The organism is Heyndrickxia acidiproducens DSM 23148 (assembly GCF_000374345.1).
GTDB lineage: Bacteria > Bacillota > Bacilli > Bacillales > Bacillaceae_C > Weizmannia > Weizmannia acidiproducens.
Genome location: NZ_KB894014.1, coordinates 1 through 19,125, shown reverse-complemented (window position 1 = coordinate 19,125; position 19,125 = coordinate 1). Strand labels below are relative to the sequence as shown.

The 19,125-nt window shown below is 40.7% G+C and carries 21 protein-coding genes and 3 pseudogenes; 15 read left to right on the top strand and 9 right to left on the bottom strand.

Annotation, left to right across the window (positions count from 1 at the left end; translation table 11 throughout):
• The first annotated feature begins 57 nt into the window (after positions 1–57).
• The 3 genes from C232_RS0113670 (at position 58) to tnpB (ending at position 4,870) form a co-directional block, all read left to right on the top strand.
• Positions 58–1,254: a trans-sulfuration enzyme family protein gene (locus C232_RS0113670; RefSeq protein ID WP_018664726.1), complete on the top strand. Its 1,197-nt coding sequence runs from the start codon at positions 58–60 to the stop codon at positions 1,252–1,254.
• The gene (locus C232_RS0113665) at positions 1,226–2,266 is read left to right on the top strand and encodes a DMT family transporter (RefSeq protein ID WP_051086239.1); all 1,041 of its coding nucleotides are present in this window, start codon (positions 1,226–1,228) and stop codon (positions 2,264–2,266) included. The genes C232_RS0113670 and C232_RS0113665 overlap by 29 nt, the downstream gene beginning before the upstream one ends.
• A 1,452-nt stretch (positions 2,267–3,718) precedes the next feature.
• A complete protein-coding gene (gene tnpB, locus C232_RS0113645; RefSeq protein ID WP_018664722.1) occupies positions 3,719–4,870 on the top strand; it encodes an IS200/IS605 family element RNA-guided endonuclease TnpB in 1,152 nt (383 codons plus the stop codon).
• Between the two features lie 208 nt (positions 4,871–5,078).
• On the opposite strand, the pseudogene C232_RS19855 reads toward tnpB, so the two are convergent.
• A pseudogene (locus C232_RS19855) lies at positions 5,079–5,222 on the bottom strand (ISLre2 family transposase); the annotation flags it as partial.
• A gap of 15 nt (positions 5,223–5,237) precedes the next feature.
• Positions 5,238–5,405: pseudogene (locus C232_RS20400) on the bottom strand (type II toxin-antitoxin system SpoIISA family toxin); the annotation flags it as partial.
• 275 nt (positions 5,406–5,680) lie between these two features.
• On the opposite strand from C232_RS20400, the gene C232_RS0113635 reads away from it, so the two are divergent.
• The 5 genes from C232_RS0113635 to C232_RS0113600 all read left to right on the top strand — a co-directional run bounded on the left by C232_RS0113635 (position 5,681) and on the right by C232_RS0113600 (position 9,960).
• Positions 5,681–6,421: a MerR family transcriptional regulator gene (locus tag C232_RS0113635; RefSeq protein ID WP_018664720.1), complete on the top strand. Its 741-nt coding sequence runs from the start codon at positions 5,681–5,683 to the stop codon at positions 6,419–6,421.
• A gap of 755 nt (positions 6,422–7,176) precedes the next feature.
• Complete coding sequence (locus tag C232_RS0113615; protein ID WP_018664716.1) at positions 7,177–7,356, top strand: H-type small acid-soluble spore protein; 180 nt, start codon at positions 7,177–7,179, stop codon at positions 7,354–7,356.
• Between the two features lie 339 nt (positions 7,357–7,695).
• Positions 7,696–7,851 carry a hypothetical protein gene (locus C232_RS19840; protein WP_018664715.1) on the top strand — a complete coding sequence of 52 codons (156 nt, stop codon included), beginning with the start codon at positions 7,696–7,698 and terminating at the stop codon, positions 7,849–7,851.
• Between the two features lie 56 nt (positions 7,852–7,907).
• Positions 7,908–9,536 (top strand): long-chain fatty acid--CoA ligase, encoded by a 1,629-nt coding sequence (locus C232_RS0113605; RefSeq protein WP_018664714.1) that lies wholly within the window; start codon positions 7,908–7,910, stop codon positions 9,534–9,536.
• 121 nt (positions 9,537–9,657) lie between these two features.
• Positions 9,658–9,960: a hypothetical protein gene (locus tag C232_RS0113600; protein WP_018664713.1), complete on the top strand. Its 303-nt coding sequence runs from the start codon at positions 9,658–9,660 to the stop codon at positions 9,958–9,960.
• Between the two features lie 193 nt (positions 9,961–10,153).
• On the opposite strand, the gene C232_RS0113595 is transcribed toward C232_RS0113600, so the two are convergent.
• A complete protein-coding gene (locus C232_RS0113595; RefSeq protein WP_018664712.1) occupies positions 10,154–10,609 on the bottom strand; it encodes an ASCH domain-containing protein in 456 nt (151 codons plus the stop codon).
• A 285-nt stretch (positions 10,610–10,894) separates the two neighbouring features.
• Here C232_RS0113595 and C232_RS0113590 point away from each other — a divergent pair, with 285 nt between their 5' ends.
• Positions 10,895–11,266: a DUF1648 domain-containing protein gene (locus C232_RS0113590; RefSeq protein WP_081622776.1), complete on the top strand. Its 372-nt coding sequence runs from the start codon at positions 10,895–10,897 to the stop codon at positions 11,264–11,266.
• Here C232_RS0113590 and C232_RS0113585 read toward each other — a convergent pair.
• Genes C232_RS0113585 through C232_RS0113570 form a run of 4 tightly spaced genes read right to left on the bottom strand, consistent with a single transcriptional unit; the run spans position 11,261 to position 13,254 of the window.
• Complete coding sequence (locus C232_RS0113585; RefSeq protein WP_018664710.1) at positions 11,261–11,776, bottom strand: SMI1/KNR4 family protein; 516 nt, start codon at positions 11,774–11,776, stop codon at positions 11,261–11,263. The two genes, C232_RS0113590 and C232_RS0113585, sit on opposite strands and share 6 nt — an antisense overlap.
• A 21-nt stretch (positions 11,777–11,797) precedes the next feature.
• On the bottom strand, positions 11,798–12,334 hold the full coding sequence (locus tag C232_RS18755; protein ID WP_018664709.1) for an HNH endonuclease signature motif containing protein: 537 nt from the start codon (positions 12,332–12,334) through the stop codon (positions 11,798–11,800).
• Between the two features lie 11 nt (positions 12,335–12,345).
• The gene (locus C232_RS19105; RefSeq protein WP_018664708.1) at positions 12,346–12,972 is read right to left on the bottom strand and encodes an SdpI family protein; all 627 of its coding nucleotides are present in this window, start codon (positions 12,970–12,972) and stop codon (positions 12,346–12,348) included.
• Positions 12,973–12,993: 21 nt separating this feature from the next.
• On the bottom strand, positions 12,994–13,254 hold the full coding sequence (locus C232_RS0113570) for an autorepressor SdpR family transcription factor (protein WP_018664707.1): 261 nt from the start codon (positions 13,252–13,254) through the stop codon (positions 12,994–12,996).
• A gap of 677 nt (positions 13,255–13,931) precedes the next feature.
• On the opposite strand from C232_RS0113570, the gene C232_RS0113560 reads away from it, so the two are divergent.
• The 3 genes from C232_RS0113560 to C232_RS18740 all read left to right on the top strand — a co-directional run bounded on the left by C232_RS0113560 (position 13,932) and on the right by C232_RS18740 (position 15,707).
• On the top strand, positions 13,932–14,420 hold the full coding sequence (locus C232_RS0113560; protein ID WP_306301580.1) for a GNAT family N-acetyltransferase: 489 nt from the start codon (positions 13,932–13,934) through the stop codon (positions 14,418–14,420).
• Between the two features lie 213 nt (positions 14,421–14,633).
• Entirely contained in the window at positions 14,634–15,092 is a 459-nt protein-coding gene (locus C232_RS18745) for a S66 peptidase family protein (RefSeq protein ID WP_018664704.1), read from the top strand.
• Positions 15,093–15,188: 96 nt separating this feature from the next.
• Positions 15,189–15,707: a hypothetical protein gene (locus tag C232_RS18740; RefSeq protein WP_018664703.1), complete on the top strand. Its 519-nt coding sequence runs from the start codon at positions 15,189–15,191 to the stop codon at positions 15,705–15,707.
• Between the two features lie 78 nt (positions 15,708–15,785).
• On the opposite strand, the pseudogene C232_RS18735 reads toward C232_RS18740, so the two are convergent.
• Both C232_RS18735 and C232_RS0113540 read right to left on the bottom strand, forming a co-directional pair.
• Positions 15,786–16,396 (bottom strand): annotated as a pseudogene (locus tag C232_RS18735) (LysE family translocator).
• Positions 16,397–16,650: 254 nt separating this feature from the next.
• On the bottom strand, positions 16,651–17,205 hold the full coding sequence (locus tag C232_RS0113540) for a short-chain dehydrogenase (protein WP_040400153.1): 555 nt from the start codon (positions 17,203–17,205) through the stop codon (positions 16,651–16,653).
• Between the two features lie 236 nt (positions 17,206–17,441).
• Here C232_RS0113540 and C232_RS19835 point away from each other — a divergent pair, with 236 nt between their 5' ends.
• The 3 genes from C232_RS19835 (at position 17,442) to C232_RS18725 (ending at position 18,869) form a co-directional block, all read left to right on the top strand.
• Positions 17,442–17,612 carry a hypothetical protein gene (locus tag C232_RS19835; RefSeq protein WP_018664701.1) on the top strand — a complete coding sequence of 57 codons (171 nt, stop codon included), beginning with the start codon at positions 17,442–17,444 and terminating at the stop codon, positions 17,610–17,612.
• 309 nt (positions 17,613–17,921) lie between these two features.
• Positions 17,922–18,257 (top strand): CHY zinc finger protein, encoded by a 336-nt coding sequence (locus tag C232_RS0113530; protein WP_018664700.1) that lies wholly within the window; start codon positions 17,922–17,924, stop codon positions 18,255–18,257.
• 147 nt (positions 18,258–18,404) lie between these two features.
• Positions 18,405–18,869 carry a nucleotidyltransferase family protein gene (locus C232_RS18725; RefSeq protein ID WP_018664699.1) on the top strand — a complete coding sequence of 155 codons (465 nt, stop codon included), beginning with the start codon at positions 18,405–18,407 and terminating at the stop codon, positions 18,867–18,869.
• The last annotated feature ends 256 nt before the right edge of the window (positions 18,870–19,125 follow it).

The window sequence follows — 19,125 nt, the reverse complement described above, 5'->3', positions numbered from 1 at the left end:
ATGAATAGTGGGAAAATTCATGATTGAATAACTGGAAATGGAAAGGAGTTATGCAGTTTGCAAAAACAGGATCCGGAATTGGGAGGAATAAAACAGCAACATAATGAAACACTTGTCATTCATGAGGATGGAAATAGAGATCGTTCGGTATCACCGCCCATTTATTATACGGCAACATTCCAGGCGGAAAATGCTGCTGAATTTACGGAAATGGCAGAAACGCCGCGGCATCCGGAATATTATACAAGGTATGGAAACCCCGTTCACGAGCGTGCTGCAAAAATCATCGCCAAATTGGAAGGCACGGAAACGGCGATGTTAACCGGGTCCGGAATGGGGGCCATATCCACAACATTGCTTACCTTATTGCGCGCAGGCGACCATGTTATCGCCCAGACGCGCCACTATATGAGCACTGCAAAAATCATGGATGAGATGTTGCCAAAATTCGGCGTCGATGTAACGGTTGTGGAACAATCCGACGTACAGGCATTTGCAGACGCCATCAAGCCAAATACAAAACTCATAATGATCGAAACACCTGCAAATCCAACTTTAGTGGTGACAGATATCAAAGCTGTTGTGGACCTGGCCCATCCGCAGGGGATTCTGGTCGCAGCGGACAATACTTTTGCATCGCCGATGAACCAGCGTCCGCATGATTATGGGGCCGATATTGTTTTACATAGTGCAACAAAATATTTAGGCGGGCACCACGATATTACAGCAGGTGCCATCTGTACGAGTGAAGCGCTTGCTGAACAAATTTGGCGTACCCATACCGCTATTGGATCCGTGTTGTCTCCAATGGATGCATGGCTGTTATTGCGGGGATTGAGGACGCTGCCGATGCGGGTGGAAAGAATCAATGCCAATGCACTGGCACTTGCTGAATTTCTTGAAGCGCAGCCGCAAATTGAGCAAGTCTATTATCCCGGGCTTCCAAGCCACCCGCAGCATGAACTGGCCAAAAAACAGATGAGCGGATTTGGTGCAGTGGTTGCTTTTGCGGTCAAAGGCGGCTACAAAGAAACCGAACGTTTTGTTTCTTCTTTGCATTTATCCTTGAATGCAGTCAGCTTAGGGGGAGTGGACTCGCTTGCCGTCCACACAGCCGCAATGTGGGGCGGGGTGATGACAGAAGAACAAATGAAAACAGCGGGCATTCCTTCCAATTTTGTCCGTTATTCTGTTGGCGTTGAACATATAGAAGACTTGAAAAACGATGTTTGGCAGGCCCTGCAGCAAATTTGAAAGGAAAAAGAGGAGTGTGGAGTTTTTGCGTCCGGTCTTATTGGGGGTATGTGCCGCCTTCTTTTTCGCGGTGACATTTATTTTAAATCGGTCAATGGAACTGTCCGGCGGCAGCTGGATTTGGAGTGCTGTACTCCGCTACGTTTTTATGGTGCCGTTTTTGCTTGTAATCGTGCTTGCGAGAAAGAACTTTCAAGTGCTATGGAAAGAAATGAAAAAACACCCGTTCCAGTGGTTGCTGTGGAGCTTTTTCGGCTTTGTGCTATTTTATGCGCCTTTATGTTTTTCGGCAGCTTATGCGCCAGGCTGGCTCGTGGCCGGCACCTGGCAGATTACAATTTTATCAGGGTCGCTGCTTGCGCCTTTCTTTTATAAAATGGTTCAGACGCCTGAAGGTCCTGTGAGAATCAGGGAGAAAATCCCGTTCCGCGGCTTGCGCTGGTCACTGCTGATTTTGCTTGGGGTATTTTTGATGCAGCTTGAACAGGCCGGCCGTATTTCCTTGCATCAGATTGCTTTGGGTGTTCTTCCGGTTCTCGTTGCAACTTTTGCCTATCCGCTTGGAAACCGGAAAATGATGGATTTATGCAAAGGGCGGCTTGATACGTTTCAGCGTGTGCTTGGCATGACGCTGGCAAGCCTTCCGTTTTGGTTCGCTTTATCCTTGTACGGATTGTTGACGGCCGGTGCACCTTCGAAATCACAGGTCATGCAATCGGGCATTGTTGCCATTTTTTCAGGAGTGGTTGCTACCGTGCTTTTCTTTAAAGCAACCGATCTTGTCCGCGGCGATATGGCAAAATTGTCGCTGGTGGAAGCGACCCAGTCATTGGAAGTACTGTTTGCGCTGTTTGGGGAGATCGCTTTATTATCCATTCCTGCGCCGCCGCTCGTATCCTGGGCCGGAATCTTGACGGTCGTTGCCGGTATGGTACTGCACAGCCTCACTTCACGAAAAACAGAAAAGCCAGTGGTTGCATATGAGATGGATAAGTCGGAAACAAGCGGTTAAGAAATCAGGGAAATAAAAATTGGCGGATAAATGCAAGGATTCTCACAATAAATATAGAAGATAGACGAGTTAAAGGAGCAATCTTCCAATGTGATACAAACCTCTTTTTCAACCATTAAAACTGAATAAAGGAGTTTGATCACGTTGACGCATCATTCGTTCAGATGCCTGATGTTTGGCCAGTGCCTGGCAAATGCGGGGGATGTATTTTATATTGTGGCACTGATTTCCCTTGTCTATACCATCACGGCATCGACCTTTTTTGTATCTCTGGTTCCATTCACTATTACATTGTCAGCGGTTTTATTGCGCCCATTTTAATCGACCGTTATCAACTTAGAAAAGTCCTTGTGTATTCACAGCTTTTGAAAACGTTGCTTTTAATGCTGCTTGCGGTTTACTCTATGTATTTGATGCGCCCCGGCACCATTTTTGTACTGATTTTGCTGGCGGGACTGAATTCGTTTTTTGATGGATGGGCAGCGCCTGCAAGAAATGCCATGATTCCCCAAAATCTATTCGGCCCAAAATGCACTGGTTACGCTCGTGTTCGGGCTTTCCACTATGGCAGCCGGGGCAGTCTCGGACCGGTTTAACATTGTCTTTCCGTTTATAGGCGCCTCGGTACTCTTGTCCATTTCTTTTCTTATTGTTTTTGCAATGAGCGGTTCTTTAACCGTGAACCGGAAGAAAACCGTGGAGAAAGAATAAAGTGAAACTTCCATCAGTGGGAGTCTTACTGCCCGTTATGTTGGGATAAAAGCTGAATCCCGCCCCGGGCCGGGACGGGATTCAGCAATCCATAATAAAGCAGGCTTAAAAAATGTGATCGGCTTTGGTACATACGTATTTTCCCGGGAACTTTGAAAATCTGCTGGCCGCAAATGTGAAAAATAAGGCTGCGCAGCATTTGTATGCAAAAGCCGGGTTTTGTGAAAAAAGACATGAAAAAGATGGAGAGAAAGGGGGGGGTGTTGCTTTTTTTATGGAGAAGCGGTGTCAGTTCAATCATATTTCAGCCTCCAATAATATACTGGTACCTTTGAAAAACATGAATCTGGTTCTTTTGATTATACCAGATTATGGTTAAATGGGTGTAAGCCATTTTTTAAAGGAGATGTTCGGTTGGCGTTAGCCAAAGTTGTTGAAAAGCAGGATGCATGGCAAAGTAACATACAAGATATGAAGATACATCGTATGGAAATAACCAGTGATTGAACCCGAAATTTGCGGGAATCCCCCAATTCAAGGCGGCAGCCTGAATGGTGGGCAGCTCAACAGAATGTCCGTTTGCTTTTTAATTTATCATTTCCCGGCAGAAGACTCCCTCTTCAATCGTGTGAAGGGCGAAGCCCAACGATAAGGGGGAGATGAATGCCGGTTGTCGATAGACAAAGCTATATCCATATGATATAATGGGAACAAGAGTTCTTGATGGGTGGGGTGAAATCTATGATCGTCCATAAAGCATACAAGTTCCGGATCTACCCAAACAAAAAGCAAGAAATTCTGATTGGGAAAACAATCGGTTGTTCCCGCTTTGTTTTCAATCACTTTTTAGCAAAATGGAACAAAATATACAACGAAACAGGAAAAGGATTAACATACAACGCCTGTTCTGCTGAACTGCCCCAACTTAAGAAAGAATTCGCCTGGCTAAAGGAAGTCGACAGCATCGCGATCCAATCCTCACTCAAAAACCTGGCCGATGCATTCACCCGGTTCTTCCAAAAGCAAAACAAAGCACCCCGGTTTAAGTCAAAAAGAAACAAAGTCCAATCCTACACAACAAAGTACACAAACGGCAACATTGCAATTTCCGGAAACAAAATCAAATTACCCAAGCTCGGATACATCAAGTTTGCAAAAAGCCGGGATGTAAAAGGGCGTATTTTAAGCGCAACCGTCAGAAGAAATCCAAGCGGAAAATATTTTGTATCCATTCTCGCAGAAACAGAAATTCAGGAACTGCCAAAAACCGGATCGGCTGTTGGCGTGGACGTCGGTTTAAAAGATTTTGCCATCCTGTCAACAGGTGAAGTCATTTCCAATCCGAAATGGTACCGCACATTGGAAAAAAAGCTGGCAAACGCACAGCGTATTCTTTCCAGAAGAAAAGAGTCAGCAATAAAACGCAATTGTAAACTGAATGAAGCCAGAAACTACCAAAAACAAAGACGCAAAGTTGCCAGAATCCATGAAAAAATCACCAACGCAAGAACAGACTACTTGCATAAAATCTCAACTTACATCATCAAAAATCACGATGTTGTGGGGATTGAAGATTTGCAAGTATCTAATATGGTAAAAAACCACAAATTAGCCAAAGCGATTCAAGAAGTATCGTGGTCGCAATTCAGAGCCATGCTGGAGTACAAAGCAGAATGGTATGGAAAAGAGGTAATCGCTGTATCAAAAACCTTTGCCAGTTCACAGCTATGCTCAAGCTGCGGCTACCAAAATCAAGACGTTAAAAACCTCAACGTACGTGAATGGGACTGTCCTTCCTGTGGCACCCATCACCACAGAGATATAAACGCAGGAAAAAATCTAAAAAACGAAGCGTTAAAACTTCTAACCGCAGGGACTGCGGGGTTAGCCTAATCAATTAGAAGCCGGTAGGCTTCCATACTTAGGAATCCCCCACTTCAAGCAGCTCGTAAGAGCGATAAGTGTGGGTAGTTCAATTATAAAGCAGATCAGTTCTTCAGACCGCTTTTTTCTATCCTTTTCTATTGGAGAAGTGGAAGGTGGGGGGAGAATACACTCGTTTGGCTGTGGAACTTTTTCACGTGATCACCTCTGCTGTTTATTTTCCATTGGTTCCCCACCCCTCATAAAGAATGGCATGGTGGACTTCCATATTCTGTTTCTTTTTTAACCCCCGGACGAATACGCCGTCAGCTTCGGCAAACAGGTAGTCTACCTTCTTCCCATTAGGCAGTGAGGTAGCCAAGATACTTGCCGGATGGAGGCTCCAATACACCAATGCGCCGAACATGTAGAGCAAATACCAGATTTTGCGGATCAGAAAGACTTTGGCATCCATTTTTTCTTCGTTTTTTCCATATAAATATGTACACAGCACAAGTCCGACAAAGCATGTCCAAACAAATATTTTAAAGAACAGGGCCTCCAAATAATCAACTCCCCTGCTGTCATTGGAAATCTTTTTTACCTCGATTACAGATTATTTTAACATAATAACCAAGCCTCAGGAGCCGCTTGTTTTTTTACAATAGCGATTTCCTTAATTCCTCATAGGACGATAGAACGACAAGTGACAGCTTGTTAAGGGAAATATTGGTTACATTGCAAATACTTATTCCATCATCATACAACAAAACATGTAATTTTTTCTTGACTCTCACGCTGCGTTATCCTTTAAAGTGGAAGGTGTAAGGAGGCCGTGACATGAGAATCAAAGAAGCAGCAGAACTTTCCGGCGTCAGCGTCCGGACTTTACGGCATTATGATGAGATTGGCTTGCTCATACCGGCTGAAGTTTCGAAAGCAGGTTATCGGGATTATTCCGATGAGAATTTGGAAACCTTGCAGCAGATTTTGTTTTTTAAAGAATTGGGTTTTCCTTTGCGAAAAATCAAGGAAATTATCGAGGATCCCGCATTTGACCGGCAGGAAGCGTTGCAATTGCAGCACAAATTACTGGTTGAAAAGCGGAACAGGCTGGATAAAATGATTTCCATGATCGAAAAAACCATCCGTTTTGGGAAAGGGGAAATAATCATGTCCAATGAGGAAAAATTTGAAGGCTTTAAATTTGATGCCAACCCGTATGAACAGGAAGCGCGGGAACGCTGGGGAGAAAAAGCAGTTGACGAAGCAAATGAACATTTACAGAAACTTTCCGGTGATGAAAAAACCGCTTTAGCAGAAGAAATGAATCGCATTTACCGCGAACTTGCGGGTCTTCGGAAACTTCCGCCGGATTCTGCGGAGGCACAGGCCGCCATCTCCAAATGGTATCGGTATTTAAACAAACATTTTGGACCTTATTCTCCGGAAGTTTTTAAAGAACTGGGCCGGCTCTACATTGATGATAAACGGTTTACGAAAAACATCGACAAATTTGGGGATGGACTTGCGGCATTTATGGCGGAAGCAATGGAAAAATTCTCGGAAAAGAAAGCATAGGAAGTGGGCATAAAGTCATAGAATCCCCTGATATGCCGGGCATCATTTATTGCAATTTTTTCTTGAATCCGGGTATAATGTTGCTAAAGGGAACACAGAATAATACCGCCGATGGGTTTAATACCGGCGGCAAAGGCGATATCCGCATCGAGCGGAGCAGCGCTGAAATGAAAGCACGTCATTTAAAATCCGCTTCAGTTTAAGCCACTGCCATGGCATATGAAGCGGACTATTTTTTTCTATCAAACAGCATGAGAGTTAGCCCGGCAAAACTGATCATGAGGCTGATTGTTTCAAATACTGTCACGTAAACGCCACCCCCTATCTGTAAGGGTGCGCTGTCCGCTCATATGCTTCATATAACGCTTGATCCTATTATATCATGAGGAACGTATGTTTGCCATCTGAATCTATTAATAAGGCCATTTTGTTTATATTGGGGACTGTTGAATCTATTGAAGAAAAAATAGAGTTCAATCTGCAAAAAAGGAACAAATCTTGATGATCCCGGCTGAAATGAAAAGCGGTGATGCAGTTATTGGTGAACTCAGTTTTTCCGGGTTATTGTGTATTGCTGCCGAGAAAAGAAGTATCAATCTTAACGATTATCCGCTTTCAGAGCGCACGCTATTTTTAACCTTCATCCCCTCAAAAAAGGGATTGTGAATAGTTTCGTTCGGATTGCGGTCAATACATTGTATAATCGTATGCCTGGCAATCCATACTTTAACTGTAATGACAAAGGAGGGAAAATGATGGACGCACAACGCGTACAGGACATTATGGATTCTTCAGAGATGGTGAATGTGACGCTCAATGGAGAAGGGATATATATTGAGCATGTTGACAGGAAAAATGGAAAGGCTACGGTTCACCCGCTTGACAATCCGGATCAAAAACAAAGTGTACAAGTTTCAAATCTAATTGAGCACTAGAAAAAGCCGCCTTTGTGCGGCATTTTTTTATTGCAAAATGTTTAGAAAATTTACTTGACAGTTAAATTTTGAAGCTTTAGAATTTTACTCAGCAGAAGACATTAGATAAGAGTGATGCTGACAATGTACCTGCACGCGAAAATAACAAAAAAAGCGCCAAGCATGCGGAAGTGCTGGGGGGGTAAGTTGAATTTATCAAAACCAATGCAGCCGATAAAGAAAGTATCCGGTTAGCTCTGAAAAAAATAGAAAGCGCTAACATTTGGCGAATTGTGCCGGGGCTGGCCAAGCCCAAAAAATCTATGTGAACAAGGCTGTAACAGAGGTGCCAATGGCCAAATGGCGGATTACCGATTTGGCAAAGAAAATATGCAGCTGAGTGCCTGCAGCTTCATCGGTTTTGGTTATATGAAAGAATACAAGATTTCAAGGCGTTACCGTTTGCGGGGGACAGCAGGCAAAGTGTTAAAATATCAGAGATTCGCGAAAGCTTGAAAACTCATTCTTTTCTTTTTGAATTATGATAAAACCAAACCCAGGGGGAATGTGCAATGATGGAAACACCGCTAACAATTGTGCAAATGATTGAACGGGCCGAAAAATACTATCCAACAAAGGAAATTATTTCACGTACGGCTTCAGGAATTCATCGTTTTTCCTACAAACAATTGGGGGAGCGTACAAGGTCGCTTGCCAGTGCGCTTACTAAACTGGGCGTTCAAAAAGGTGACCGGGTGGGCACGTTTGCCTGGAACCACCACCGCCATTTAGAAGCGTATTTTGCGATCCCGTCGATCGGGGCCGTTCTTCACACCATCAATATTCGCCTTGCTCCGGAACATATCATTTATATCATTAACCATTCTGAGGATAAAATTTTACTGATTGACGAAGACTTGCTTCCGCTTATAGAAGCGGTCAAGGATGAATTAAAAACAGTTGAGTCATTTATTGTCATGTCGGATCAAAAGAATCACATGGAAAACCCGGACTCCGGCTTGTTTCCGCTCTATTCCTATGAGAAGCTGGTAGAAGAGGGTGATGCTTCTTTTCAGTTTGAAGCGGATATTGATGAATATGATCCCGCGGGTATGTGTTACACTTCCGCAACAACAGGCAAACCAAAGGGAGTTGTATATTCCCACCGGGGCATTGTACTGCACAGCTTTACGCAAGGGCTGGCGGATACAGCCGGCATTTGCGAAGCGGACACTGTGATGCCGGTTGTTCCAATGTTTCATGTGAATGCCTGGGGCCTGCCGTTTTCAGCAACTTGGTTTGGGGCAACGCAAGTGCTGCCGGGCCCCGGCCCGACGCCAAAGATAATTGCCGGGCTCATTGAAAACCATCAAGTGACTTTAAGCGCTGGCGTTCCCACGATCTGGATCGGGCTGTTAAATGAACTGGAAAAAGGAAACTACCAGATGGACAGTTTACGCGCCATCCTTTGCGGGGGTTCCTCTGCGCCAAAAGGAATTATCCGCGCTTTTGAAACAACATACAATATACCATTTATCCATGCTTACGGAATGACCGAAACAACACCTTTGGTTACACTCGCCAAGCTCAAAAGTGAACACCGCAGCCTTCCATATGAAGAACAGTTGGAAATCCGGGCCACACAAGGCTTAGTCGTTCCGGGCATTGAAGTAAAAGCGATCAATGATCAAGGCGAAGTGAAACCGGATGGAAAGGAAATGGGAGAACTGTTAATAAGGGGCCCCTGGATTGCGGATGAGTACTACAAGGATGAACGGTCAAAAGAAGCTTTCCGTGACGGCTGGCTGTACACCGGTGATGTGGTGACCATGGATGGAGAGGGCTATATCCGCATTGTCGACCGTACCAAAGATTTGATTAAAAGCGGTGGTGAATGGATTTCTTCCGTCGATCTTGAAAATGCATTAATGGCCCATGAAGGCATTTTCGAAGCGGCGGTTGTGGCGGCCCCCCATCCGAAATGGCAAGAACGTCCGGTCGCTTGCGTTGTGCTGAAAGAAGGAAAAACCGTTTCAAAAGAAGAACTGATTGAATTTTTACGCCCGCAGTTTGCAAAGTGGTGGCTGCCTGACGATGTCTTGTTTGTCAATGAAATCCCGAAAACATCTGTCGGGAAATTTTTAAAAGCTGCTTTGCGTGAAAAAGCTGCCGAAGCATTGGCTGCACAAAAGCAGGAATAAGAGGCTTTCCACCCGGTTATTTCCTATCAAACTAGCTGCCGGGATACTATTTTTACAAAATCGGCAAAAGGCATGCTTTCAGAAAAAAGTTACGCTATCATGAAAGTAAAAGGTGATTTTTATGGATAAAAAAGAAATGGAAGAAAAAATCGTTCAACAATACAAAAAAGATGAAAATATGATGGCTCTTGTTTTTGCCCAGTGGTGTGTGAATCATGGGCTTGATCCGGAAGAAATATACGCGCGCGCTTATCCCGGGCAAGGGAAAAATCCGATATTAAAAGCGGCTGTGGCGTTAACGGTCCCGAAAGAAGAAGCCGGTGAAATCAGTGATGAAACGGTTTTGAATGTGTTATCCCTGTTTGGAAATGAAGACCTGGCATTCGCAGTGACAGAAGAAATCCAACACCTGCAAAAGAAGTAGATTACGGAACAAATTGTCTGAAGGCAATCTCAGATGCTAAAGATGAGCAAGCTAGTTACGTCACAGACAGAAGCGATGCAAAGACTGTAAGGCAGAAAATTATAAATGGATACTAACTAAATGACAAAGGATTTGATGTCAAAATGTCAAATCCTTTACATAATTAACGCTTGGAAAAATACCAAGCGTTTTTTCACTTATTTTTTACATCTACTAATTTGAAACGCTCACATACCAGCATGATATCTTCTGAGTATTCAAGCCCTAAATCACTTAACTCTTTAGTAAAGAATTTTTCGTGTACTTCTTTCCAATATTGATAAGTTCTATCTCCTTCACCTTCTGCAATTGCAAATTCTTCTGGAACCTTATACATTGGCATTATTTTAACATCTACTGTTTTAATAATCGCTAAAGGTTCATCTTTACTATTTAAGATAATGCTGTAATCTTCAACGGAAGGCAGCGGCTCGTTTTCAATTTCATAAAAAATCAGTGCTGAGCAAGTGGCTGATTTCACACCCTCTATTACTAACTGAGCCAAATGGTCCGGATTAGCTCCGAATTGCCACGCACTTACTGATTTTGGTTTTTCGTGACTTTGGGACTTCCAGAATTCATCCCAATATATTTGTGATGCTTCATTCATAGACTCTCTCTCCCTAATAAAATAATAGGTTAACTACCTGCAATAAATTATATCATTCTAATCAAAAATTTTCCCTGTAATACCGAGTATTTTTGGAAAAACTGCGATTGGGGAGCAAGCCTCGCCCAAGGGAAATATTTCGCAGCAACTGGCGATTTTAAAGTATGCTGATCTGGTTACTGCCATGAAAAAGGGGAAATACGTTTACTATTCATTAAATACGACTGTTTTTGAGGAAGTTGTCAATTGGATATTGAACTTAAAAAATTGCGGGGAGGGGCCACAGTGAAAAAACAATTGGTTTGGCAGACGCTTTTAACGATATTTATGCTGCTGGTTTGGGCACTGCTTTATCCAAAACTGCCGTCAACATTGCCAATGCATTGGAATATCAACGGCAATATCGACCATTTTGCGCCAAAAAGCCGGGTCATGTTGATGCTTATCAGCTTGTTGTTGCTTTCAACGACTTTGTACGTCATTATTCCGTTCATCGACCCAAAGCGGAGGAGCTTTATTTATTCATTGAAAAATTATAACCGGATCCAGGTGCCCTTCTTTCTGGTTAATGGTCCTTCGCAAACTCAATTATCCCAGGGGCTCGGGGCACCTTTTCATTTTAATCCCCCATTTTTCTTCCGTAACCTATGTTTATAAATATGGGTTATCTAATAACCAAAATTCATTTCCTTGTGCGATAAAAAATTTGTCTAACCATTCTTGAAATCCATAGTCAAACGCTTTCGTTCCGTCAGCTAATAGCAGGTATGGATTTCCTTTATTTAATTCCGCCTGATCTACTAATAGATCCGAACGGTCTAGCAAAGTACCTATTGGATACCTATTTTCTTCATGAAGGGAATTCTCGTAAAAGGCCTTTTCTTTTAGTATCTCCTTTAATGAATATAAGGTAAGTAAAGGCTGGCTGCCATGATAATTATCCAGATAGAGCTTAGCCCCATCACTCACCTTTAAAAATTCAATATAATCTTTCGGCAATATTAAAGAGTTATAATTCTTAAATTCTGCTATGTCAAGTGGATCATTAAATTGTATCTTGCTGGAAATAATCTCCCCCTTGGGTGCCAGTCTCAGTACTTCACCATCGTCGTTTAGTAATTTTTTAATCGAATGAATCATTTTTTTCATATAATAATCACTGCACACTTTTTTTTACTCCTCTGTTATTTAATAGTTAACAAACCAAGTTGTAATTAGTCTATGAGCTGTTGTTTCCACAGGCATTAACTTGTCGAATTCATCAGAACCGCCAAAATTTCTTGGCCTGATATGATGAATCTGAACTGCACTCCAATAGCTGTCTGGTTGATCACCATAAATGGACTCAAATTGTTTTATATAAGCATTACGTCCATTCCATGGGTGCGATCCTGTTCTTTGCCAATCAGTCCTTACTCCATCGATTGCTTGCTTTCCAGAAACAGGATCTATATAATTAGGAAAATATTGGTTTAGCTTATTTGTCAATATTGTTGATGGTGAAATTGAGAAATAATTAGGTGTACCATCAGCCATCAATGCGCCAAATGCACCATACAATGTCAAATAAGCAGTTTTTGCCTTAACACTTAGAGATTTTTGAGCTCCAGTTTTTATTTCGGATGCTTCAAATATTAAATTCTTCGAGGCATAGGTTGTAGGAGCATCTGTAATACCATTTCTGGAGTCTACTTGCAATTGTACGCTTAATAATACAGGGGTCAAGCATCTTTGCTTCAGGTATTATTCTTGTATTTGTGATATAACAAATAAGAAGTAAGATGGCATAAAGCAACGCATCCAATTAAAACACCTGTTGTATATTCAGTGGCTTCATTGTTCCATATTAAATTAATCAAAATAACGGCTATCCCGGCGATGACGAATATGATAGAACTTAATTTATGGGTTTTTTTCCAGACCAGGTTGTTTGATAATGTCCATTTATTTTTTATACCGTACTTATAATTTCTCACTGCTCTATATAGGTAATTCCCCAGCACAATAAATATCACGCCTAAGGCAATCTTAATAATCCTGGAAAAATGAATTTCAAATCCTAAATTAATGAGAATCATCATAATTTGCGTTACAAATAGGAAAATTGATGCAATATTGTACATTAGTCTACTCTCATACAGATTAGCTGAATGAATAAACTCATTTCTTTTACCGTGCGAAAAGTATAATAAAATCATAACAAGCGGGATAATCAATAAGCCAATAATTTTTGGCGCAACGTTTGTCGGGCTGTTGTCTGAACCAAATTGGACCGCTAACATGTCAGGCAAAAATGGATAGGATATCGCACTTATTAATATTGTTAAAATAAATAAAGATTTTGTTAATAAATTTTTTCTCATTTCAATCTCCTCCATATTAGTTTAATCCTTATTTTTAAGAACCAGAATCCAATGCATGATCTCTTGAAGCATCGTTAAATTTATTGAGTAGTGAATAAATTGGCCCTTTTTTTCTGAATAAATTAAGTTGGCATTACTTAAAATGCTTAAATGGTGAGAAATACTGGGTTTCTTCATATCGAAATGTTCGGAAATTTCTCCAGCTGTCATACTTCTTTTTTTCAGGAGCTCCAATATTTTAATTCTTGTTGGATCAGCTAAGGCTTTAAATACTTTATGCAATGATCATCACTCCGTTAAATAATTAGAAAAACATCTAAATAAACTGTAACAAAAAAATGAAATAAATGCAATAACAAGGAAACCTAAATTCGAATAATTCAGAAAGGAAATAATACTTCTGTATAGATTAAGCTTCCTGACAAAGCAATCATCAGAGCAGCAGAAGATTAAGAAAAGCTTGCCACGGTAGAACTGTATTATGTTTTTGGCGCCTCTAAAAATCTATGTAAAAGATTTTTTCAATGCCACTTGTATCGAATTTATTTATGGTAAAATGAAGAAAATATTTTCAAATGTTGCAGTGGCAGGAATTCAAGGGAAACACGGGCCTGCATAGCAGATGTTAGCCAAATGAATGTAAATATTTTTAAGGGTGACTTCAAATGAACGATAAACGTAGAGCGATTCAAAAAAATACAGGGAACAGCTATCTAAGCAAAAAAACGAAAGAAGAAATACGATTGAAGCCATGGTTGTCGTGTTCATTGTGATTGCGCTAATAGCATGTAATCTTATGTTCAAATGGTTTTAACCATTTCAGCTCAACAAATTAATTATGCGCGGCATTTTCCTGATGACTTCACAGCTGCACCAGGTTCAGTTTAAGGAATATTCCGGATATTGCAGTTTAGTATCGAAAATTCGGTTTCAAATTAGTATTTACGATAAAGAGAGGGGTGTATAAGTTGAAAATTAAATTTGCAGAATTATCGGACGCTAAATTGATTCACGATTTAATGATTAAGGCTTTTATGGGATATAAAGAAGAGATTCCCCCATCAAGTGCTTTGGAAGAATCCGTTGCATCTATATCTGCTGCTTTAAAGAATAATGAGAAAGGACTAGTTGCTTATATTGATGAAATGCCAGTGGGAATGGTGCGTTTCCAATTAACCGAAAATGGGCTTTATTTTTACAGATTATCAGTTATTCCGGAGGAACAAGGAAAAGGCATTGCCAAAAAAATATTAAAAGCCCTTGAAAAGTATGCGAGAGATAAAGATCTTCCTGCATTATACTGTAAAGTTAGGTTAACAATAAAGAAAAATATTAATTTGTATCGTTCAGTTGGATATACAATTTATAACGAAGAAGTTGTAACTAAACCAAATGGTATAGAGGTAAAAGTTGTTTTGATGAAAAAAGATTTATATAAAGTGAACTAAACGTCGTTACCCATCATTTTTGGCTTATAATAAAATCATATATTGGTTGTGACAGTTTTACACAAACTAATGTTGACGGCAATTCTACTGTTTGAATGGACAGCGGCTTAGTGGATAGATGATAAAGGGTTACAATTAACAAAGATCTTTTTGATGTAAAAATCAATCAGTTGATGTTAAGATCTGGATCAAAATAGGCTGTGGGGTGTACAGATGATTAAACCTAAGATAATGGTGAAAAATGACGGCTGGACATGTTTGAGAAAGGGAAAGGCAACAGGGAAACTGATTGGTGGAAATTTAAATACGATGTCTGGTTTCCTTGGATCAGAATATTTTCCAGATGTGAAGGGTGCTATTTTCTTTATGGAAGATTCATATAAGGATATGGCCCTTGAAGAACGGCTTTTCAGCATGCTGAATGTCTCCGGGATTTTTGATCAAATTAGCGGCCTTATTCTCGGAAAGCATGAACAATTTGATGATCTGCATGCGCCGTTTACACTTTACGAATTACTGCTGGAAGTGATCGGGGACAGGGATATCCCAATTCTCGTTAATGTAGATATCGGTCATACTTTTCCATCCCATGTTTTTCCGGTCGGTATTCAAACCGAACTGGATACTACCCGCGGAGAAATTACGTTTTTAGAAGATAGTGTATTAAAATAATAAATGTTTTTGAGATTCGTGACACAGCAGCAGCCGTCTTTTTTCGATACAAGAACTTATGATATACTAATGTAAAAAAAGAGCGGAGGGATCTCAATGGAAGAAATTTTAAGGCAAATCCTTAACGAACTGAAAGAAATGAGAAGTAATTTTTCCGGGTTAAAAGAAGACGTCGGAACCTTAAAAGAAGGCCAGGGACGATTGGAAAATGAAGTAGCCGGTTTAAAGAAAGATGTCGTTACTCTCAAAGAAGACACCGCCAGTTTAAAAGAAGATGTCGTTACTCTCAAAGAAGACACCGCCAGTTTAAAAGAAGATGTCGTTACCCTCAAAGAGGATACCGCCAGTTTAAAAGAAAATGTTACTACCCTTAAAGAAGACACTGCCTGTTTAAAAAATGGCCAGGATCGTATTGAAACGAAAGTGGACCATCTTACATTGGAACTGCGCAGCAACTTTAAATTTACAAATGATAAGCTGGAAGAGCACAAAAAAGTTTTTGACGTGGTTGCTGGTGAAATAAAAAATGCAAAAGTTGACATTGAATTTCTTAGCGGAAAAACCGGCAAACACGATACAGAAATTAATCAAATTCTTAGCAAATTACGAGGTTGAATTATGTTTAGAAGCTTTTCACACTTTGATTGTCACTTTCTCCCGTATGGATAATCCAACCGCCGGATTTTGATTCAGTTAAACAAGCGTTTTTAGTTCATCGATAAATTCATATACAAAATACGCTGCGAATCCAAATAATAGTAGCCCTGCCGCGATGGAGACCCATTTAATCATTGCCCGGTTCATAACTTTTCTTGAGGTTGCAATGATGGATAATAATACAATATCATGGGTTAAGATTGCCAGTAAAATCGCGATGGCTGCGACTGCAAAGCTTCCGGAGCCGATAGAGCGGTATGAATTTGATAACACCGCGCCAAATACAGAAACCCAGAAGACAAGATTCCCTGGAGAAACAGCGACCAGTACGCCATTTCTGTAGGTTTTCCAAAATGACCTCGATGGCTTTTCGCCTCATTTTTTATGGAATCGTATCCAATGAAGGCTAAAAAACATGCCCCTATGATCCACAAGGGCATTTGAATATAAGGAAGCGATAGAATGGAAGCAAATCCAAGATAAAGCGCTATAATTAATGAAAAGTCAATGGTCATCCCTCCTAGTCCCACTGCCCAGCCATGTAAAAATCCATTTTTCAGCCCCTGTTTTGTCATCTCGATTGTAATTGCTCCGACGGGTAACGCAACTGTAAAGCCCAACAAGTAATACCTTATAAATATTTCCATGATAACCCCCATATTACTCTTATGTCCGTATTAAAAATGTTATTGTAATTATAGACCGAAATGTTATTTTATTCAATAAATGGTTCGAAAAGTATAAATCTTATTTACTGGTTCTTTTTCAATGGAATGAAAGATTACCTCAAAGTATTTTTATTTGATAGAGAATGGGAACTTATGTTGGAAAACTAAAATCAATTAAGCATATTTCAAAGAAAGGATGGTGACCTGGTTTCGATCAACCGGAAAGAACCGTCTTACGGCCGTTTATCCCATGGCTCAATCTGCCCGACAATATGCCTTTTTTTCTGCTCACGTATGGCCTCAATTACACCATTTGAAATTTCTTCATGTGTCAACCATCTTGAATGGTTATTTTTCATCACAAAACCAAGCTGAATCTGATGATAGCTGCAATTTTCTTTCACCGGGAATTCACGCAAAATTTGATCCAGGTTTTGGCTGCTCCCCAAAACATGATATAGTTCCCAGTGCCGGCTGGAACGGGAGATGACATCAGAAACAACAGGAAGCGCGTGACCCGCATCTGAATGGATCCAGGCAACCACTAGATCGACAGGACCCGCCTTCAAGATTTGCTTTTCTATTTCTTTCTTTAACGCTTCATCTTTCATATAATCAACAAGCATGGGTGTAACTCGTGATTGATCAGAGACCTTGCGTAATAGACTCCCCATTTTCTGACGATTCCTTGCTATAATAGAGACATGGTAATTGTGGTCGAGCAGCCAAAGGGGTACTTTTGCCAGCATTCCAGTGCCACCTATGACTAAAGCATGTTTCAATTCCATCAGCCCTTTCTTAAAATCGTTACATATAGTATGCATGATAAAAACGGGAATTGCCATGTTATCCAGCAATTTTCAAAAAGTTGGAGGAAGAAAAATGGGGATACATGCGAAGACTTTGCAAATTGCTGGAAACGCTACTTGGCATGACACGTCCCATTCATTTTGTCAGACTTGTCGTTGGGTTTGTAAAAAATTTGAAATGGATGTTTTAACACTAATGGTTCAGGGGGGATTTGTTGAAAAATTTGTTACTGATCTTGACCGGCGTTTTAGTAGATGCTAAAGCGTATATTCTATATCTGTGGCTTGCCAATTGGCACGGATTGTACACTTTTCAAGGCATGCTGGGTTGGGCGGCTGCAATGATAAGCCGGCTGCATCCTGTTTATTTTTTATCGAAAAAATGATTTGAAATATAGGAGTCTGCTCATTGGTAAACAATTCATGATTGGTTTAACAGGGATACTAGTTGGATTAGCTATTTTGACTTTCTTAATTGAGTATACGGTCAGGTCAATGCCTTGAACCTAAAATGTATGTTCATTAAAACGAACGTATAGTCTAGAATAGGATGGCCTTAAAAGTTAGCTCCTTATTGTACAATACATGGAATGTTGATGAATCCTTTAAAATTTTAAAAATAACTTGTGATTCCTTAACGTTACATAGTGTTAAAATAAAAAGAAATAATCATATAGGTAAAAGGGGATATACATATGCCAAAAGTCTATGGTGCGGTAATAGATTCACAGACACGCTGTATGCATTATGCATCGCCGTTAGATGTGATTGCAATCAAGTTCAAGTGCTGCGGCAAATATTATCCGTGTTACCGCTGTCATGAGGAAGCGGAAGATCACCCGGTTGAACGCTGGAAAGAACAGGAATGGGACGAGAAAGCCATCCTTTGCGGCGTCTGCAAACATGAACTGACGATACGGGAATATATGGCAGCCGGCCACTGTCCCCAGTGCGGTGCACCCTTTAATCCAGGATGCGCAAATCACTATCATCTTTACTTTGAAACGAAACCAAACTGCGGTTGGAAATGACAGTACAGGCAGGAAATTTTGTTAATGGTAGAGTCATATACGGGAAATCTATTCAGCTGTAGGGATATTGCAGCGGTTTGCTGGGAGTTGAATTTTTCAATCAGGATAAATATACATATTTCAAAGTTTTAATGAGGTGGGCATATCGTGACTTTAAAAACGGAGCGGGATATTGTAAAAGCTGTTGCAGATGATGAATGGATGATGAATTTATTACATGCAGTGAAAAATCTGCAGCTGCCTGAATGGTGGATTTGTGCAGGATTTGTCCGTTCAAAGATATGGGACATGCAACACGGCTTTTCCATCAGGACGCCCTTGCCGGATGTTGATGTTATATATTACGACCGGACAAATGTAGACGAAAAGAAAGAAAAGGAAATTGAAAAAGTTTTATGTCAGATTGTTCCGAATATCTCCTGGTCTGCAAAAAATCAAGCAAGAATGCATGAAAAAAATGGACTAAAGCCCTATACTTCTGCAGTTGATGGCATCTCAAAATTTACGGAAACTGCGACAGCATTAGGCCTGAAACTGGACGAGCAAAATCATATTGTATTGGCAGCACCCTGGGGAATCGGGGATGCTGTGAACTTAGACCTGAATCCGTGACGAAATTTTCATTCAATCTCGAAAAACCCGCATGAAATCTAGTATAATATGGACAGAGTTCCATTTTAACCAATTCCACAATCAGGTGATTTCATGAAAAAGTTTATTATAGAAGCTACGAATGAACGAATTACTGCCCAAGCAGGATTAGCTATTGTAGGAAACCTACTAAATCAGACAAATTTAGATTCAAAGTTAAATGCCTATAAATTACCAAATATTTCTCGTAACCCTGAATATTCAAATGGTGATGTTG

Excerpts from the sequence above, each read along its gene's own strand:
- C232_RS19105 (WP_018664708.1), bottom strand. The coding sequence starts at position 12,972 with ATGAGAAAAAATTTATTAACAAAATCTTTATTTATTTTAACAATATTA.
- tnpB (WP_018664722.1), top strand. The coding sequence starts at position 3,719 with ATGATCGTCCATAAAGCATACAAGTTCCGGATCTACCCAAACAAAAAG.
- C232_RS0113595 (WP_018664712.1), bottom strand. The coding sequence starts at position 10,609 with ATGAATGAAGCATCACAAATATATTGGGATGAATTCTGGAAGTCCCAA.
- C232_RS0113635 (WP_018664720.1), top strand. The coding sequence starts at position 5,681 with ATGAGAATCAAAGAAGCAGCAGAACTTTCCGGCGTCAGCGTCCGGACT.
- C232_RS0113665 (WP_051086239.1), top strand. The coding sequence starts at position 1,226 with ATGTTTGGCAGGCCCTGCAGCAAATTTGAAAGGAAAAAGAGGAGTGTG.
- C232_RS0113540 (WP_040400153.1), bottom strand. The coding sequence starts at position 17,205 with ATGGAATTGAAACATGCTTTAGTCATAGGTGGCACTGGAATGCTGGCA.
- C232_RS0113605 (WP_018664714.1), top strand. The coding sequence starts at position 7,908 with ATGATGGAAACACCGCTAACAATTGTGCAAATGATTGAACGGGCCGAA.
- C232_RS0113530 (WP_018664700.1), top strand. The coding sequence starts at position 17,922 with ATGCCAAAAGTCTATGGTGCGGTAATAGATTCACAGACACGCTGTATG.
- C232_RS0113615 (WP_018664716.1), top strand. The coding sequence starts at position 7,177 with ATGGACGCACAACGCGTACAGGACATTATGGATTCTTCAGAGATGGTG.
- C232_RS18745 (WP_018664704.1), top strand. The coding sequence starts at position 14,634 with ATGATTAAACCTAAGATAATGGTGAAAAATGACGGCTGGACATGTTTG.
- C232_RS19840 (WP_018664715.1), top strand. The coding sequence starts at position 7,696 with ATGGCGGATTACCGATTTGGCAAAGAAAATATGCAGCTGAGTGCCTGC.
- C232_RS0113600 (WP_018664713.1), top strand. The coding sequence starts at position 9,658 with ATGGATAAAAAAGAAATGGAAGAAAAAATCGTTCAACAATACAAAAAA.
- C232_RS18740 (WP_018664703.1), top strand. The coding sequence starts at position 15,189 with ATGGAAGAAATTTTAAGGCAAATCCTTAACGAACTGAAAGAAATGAGA.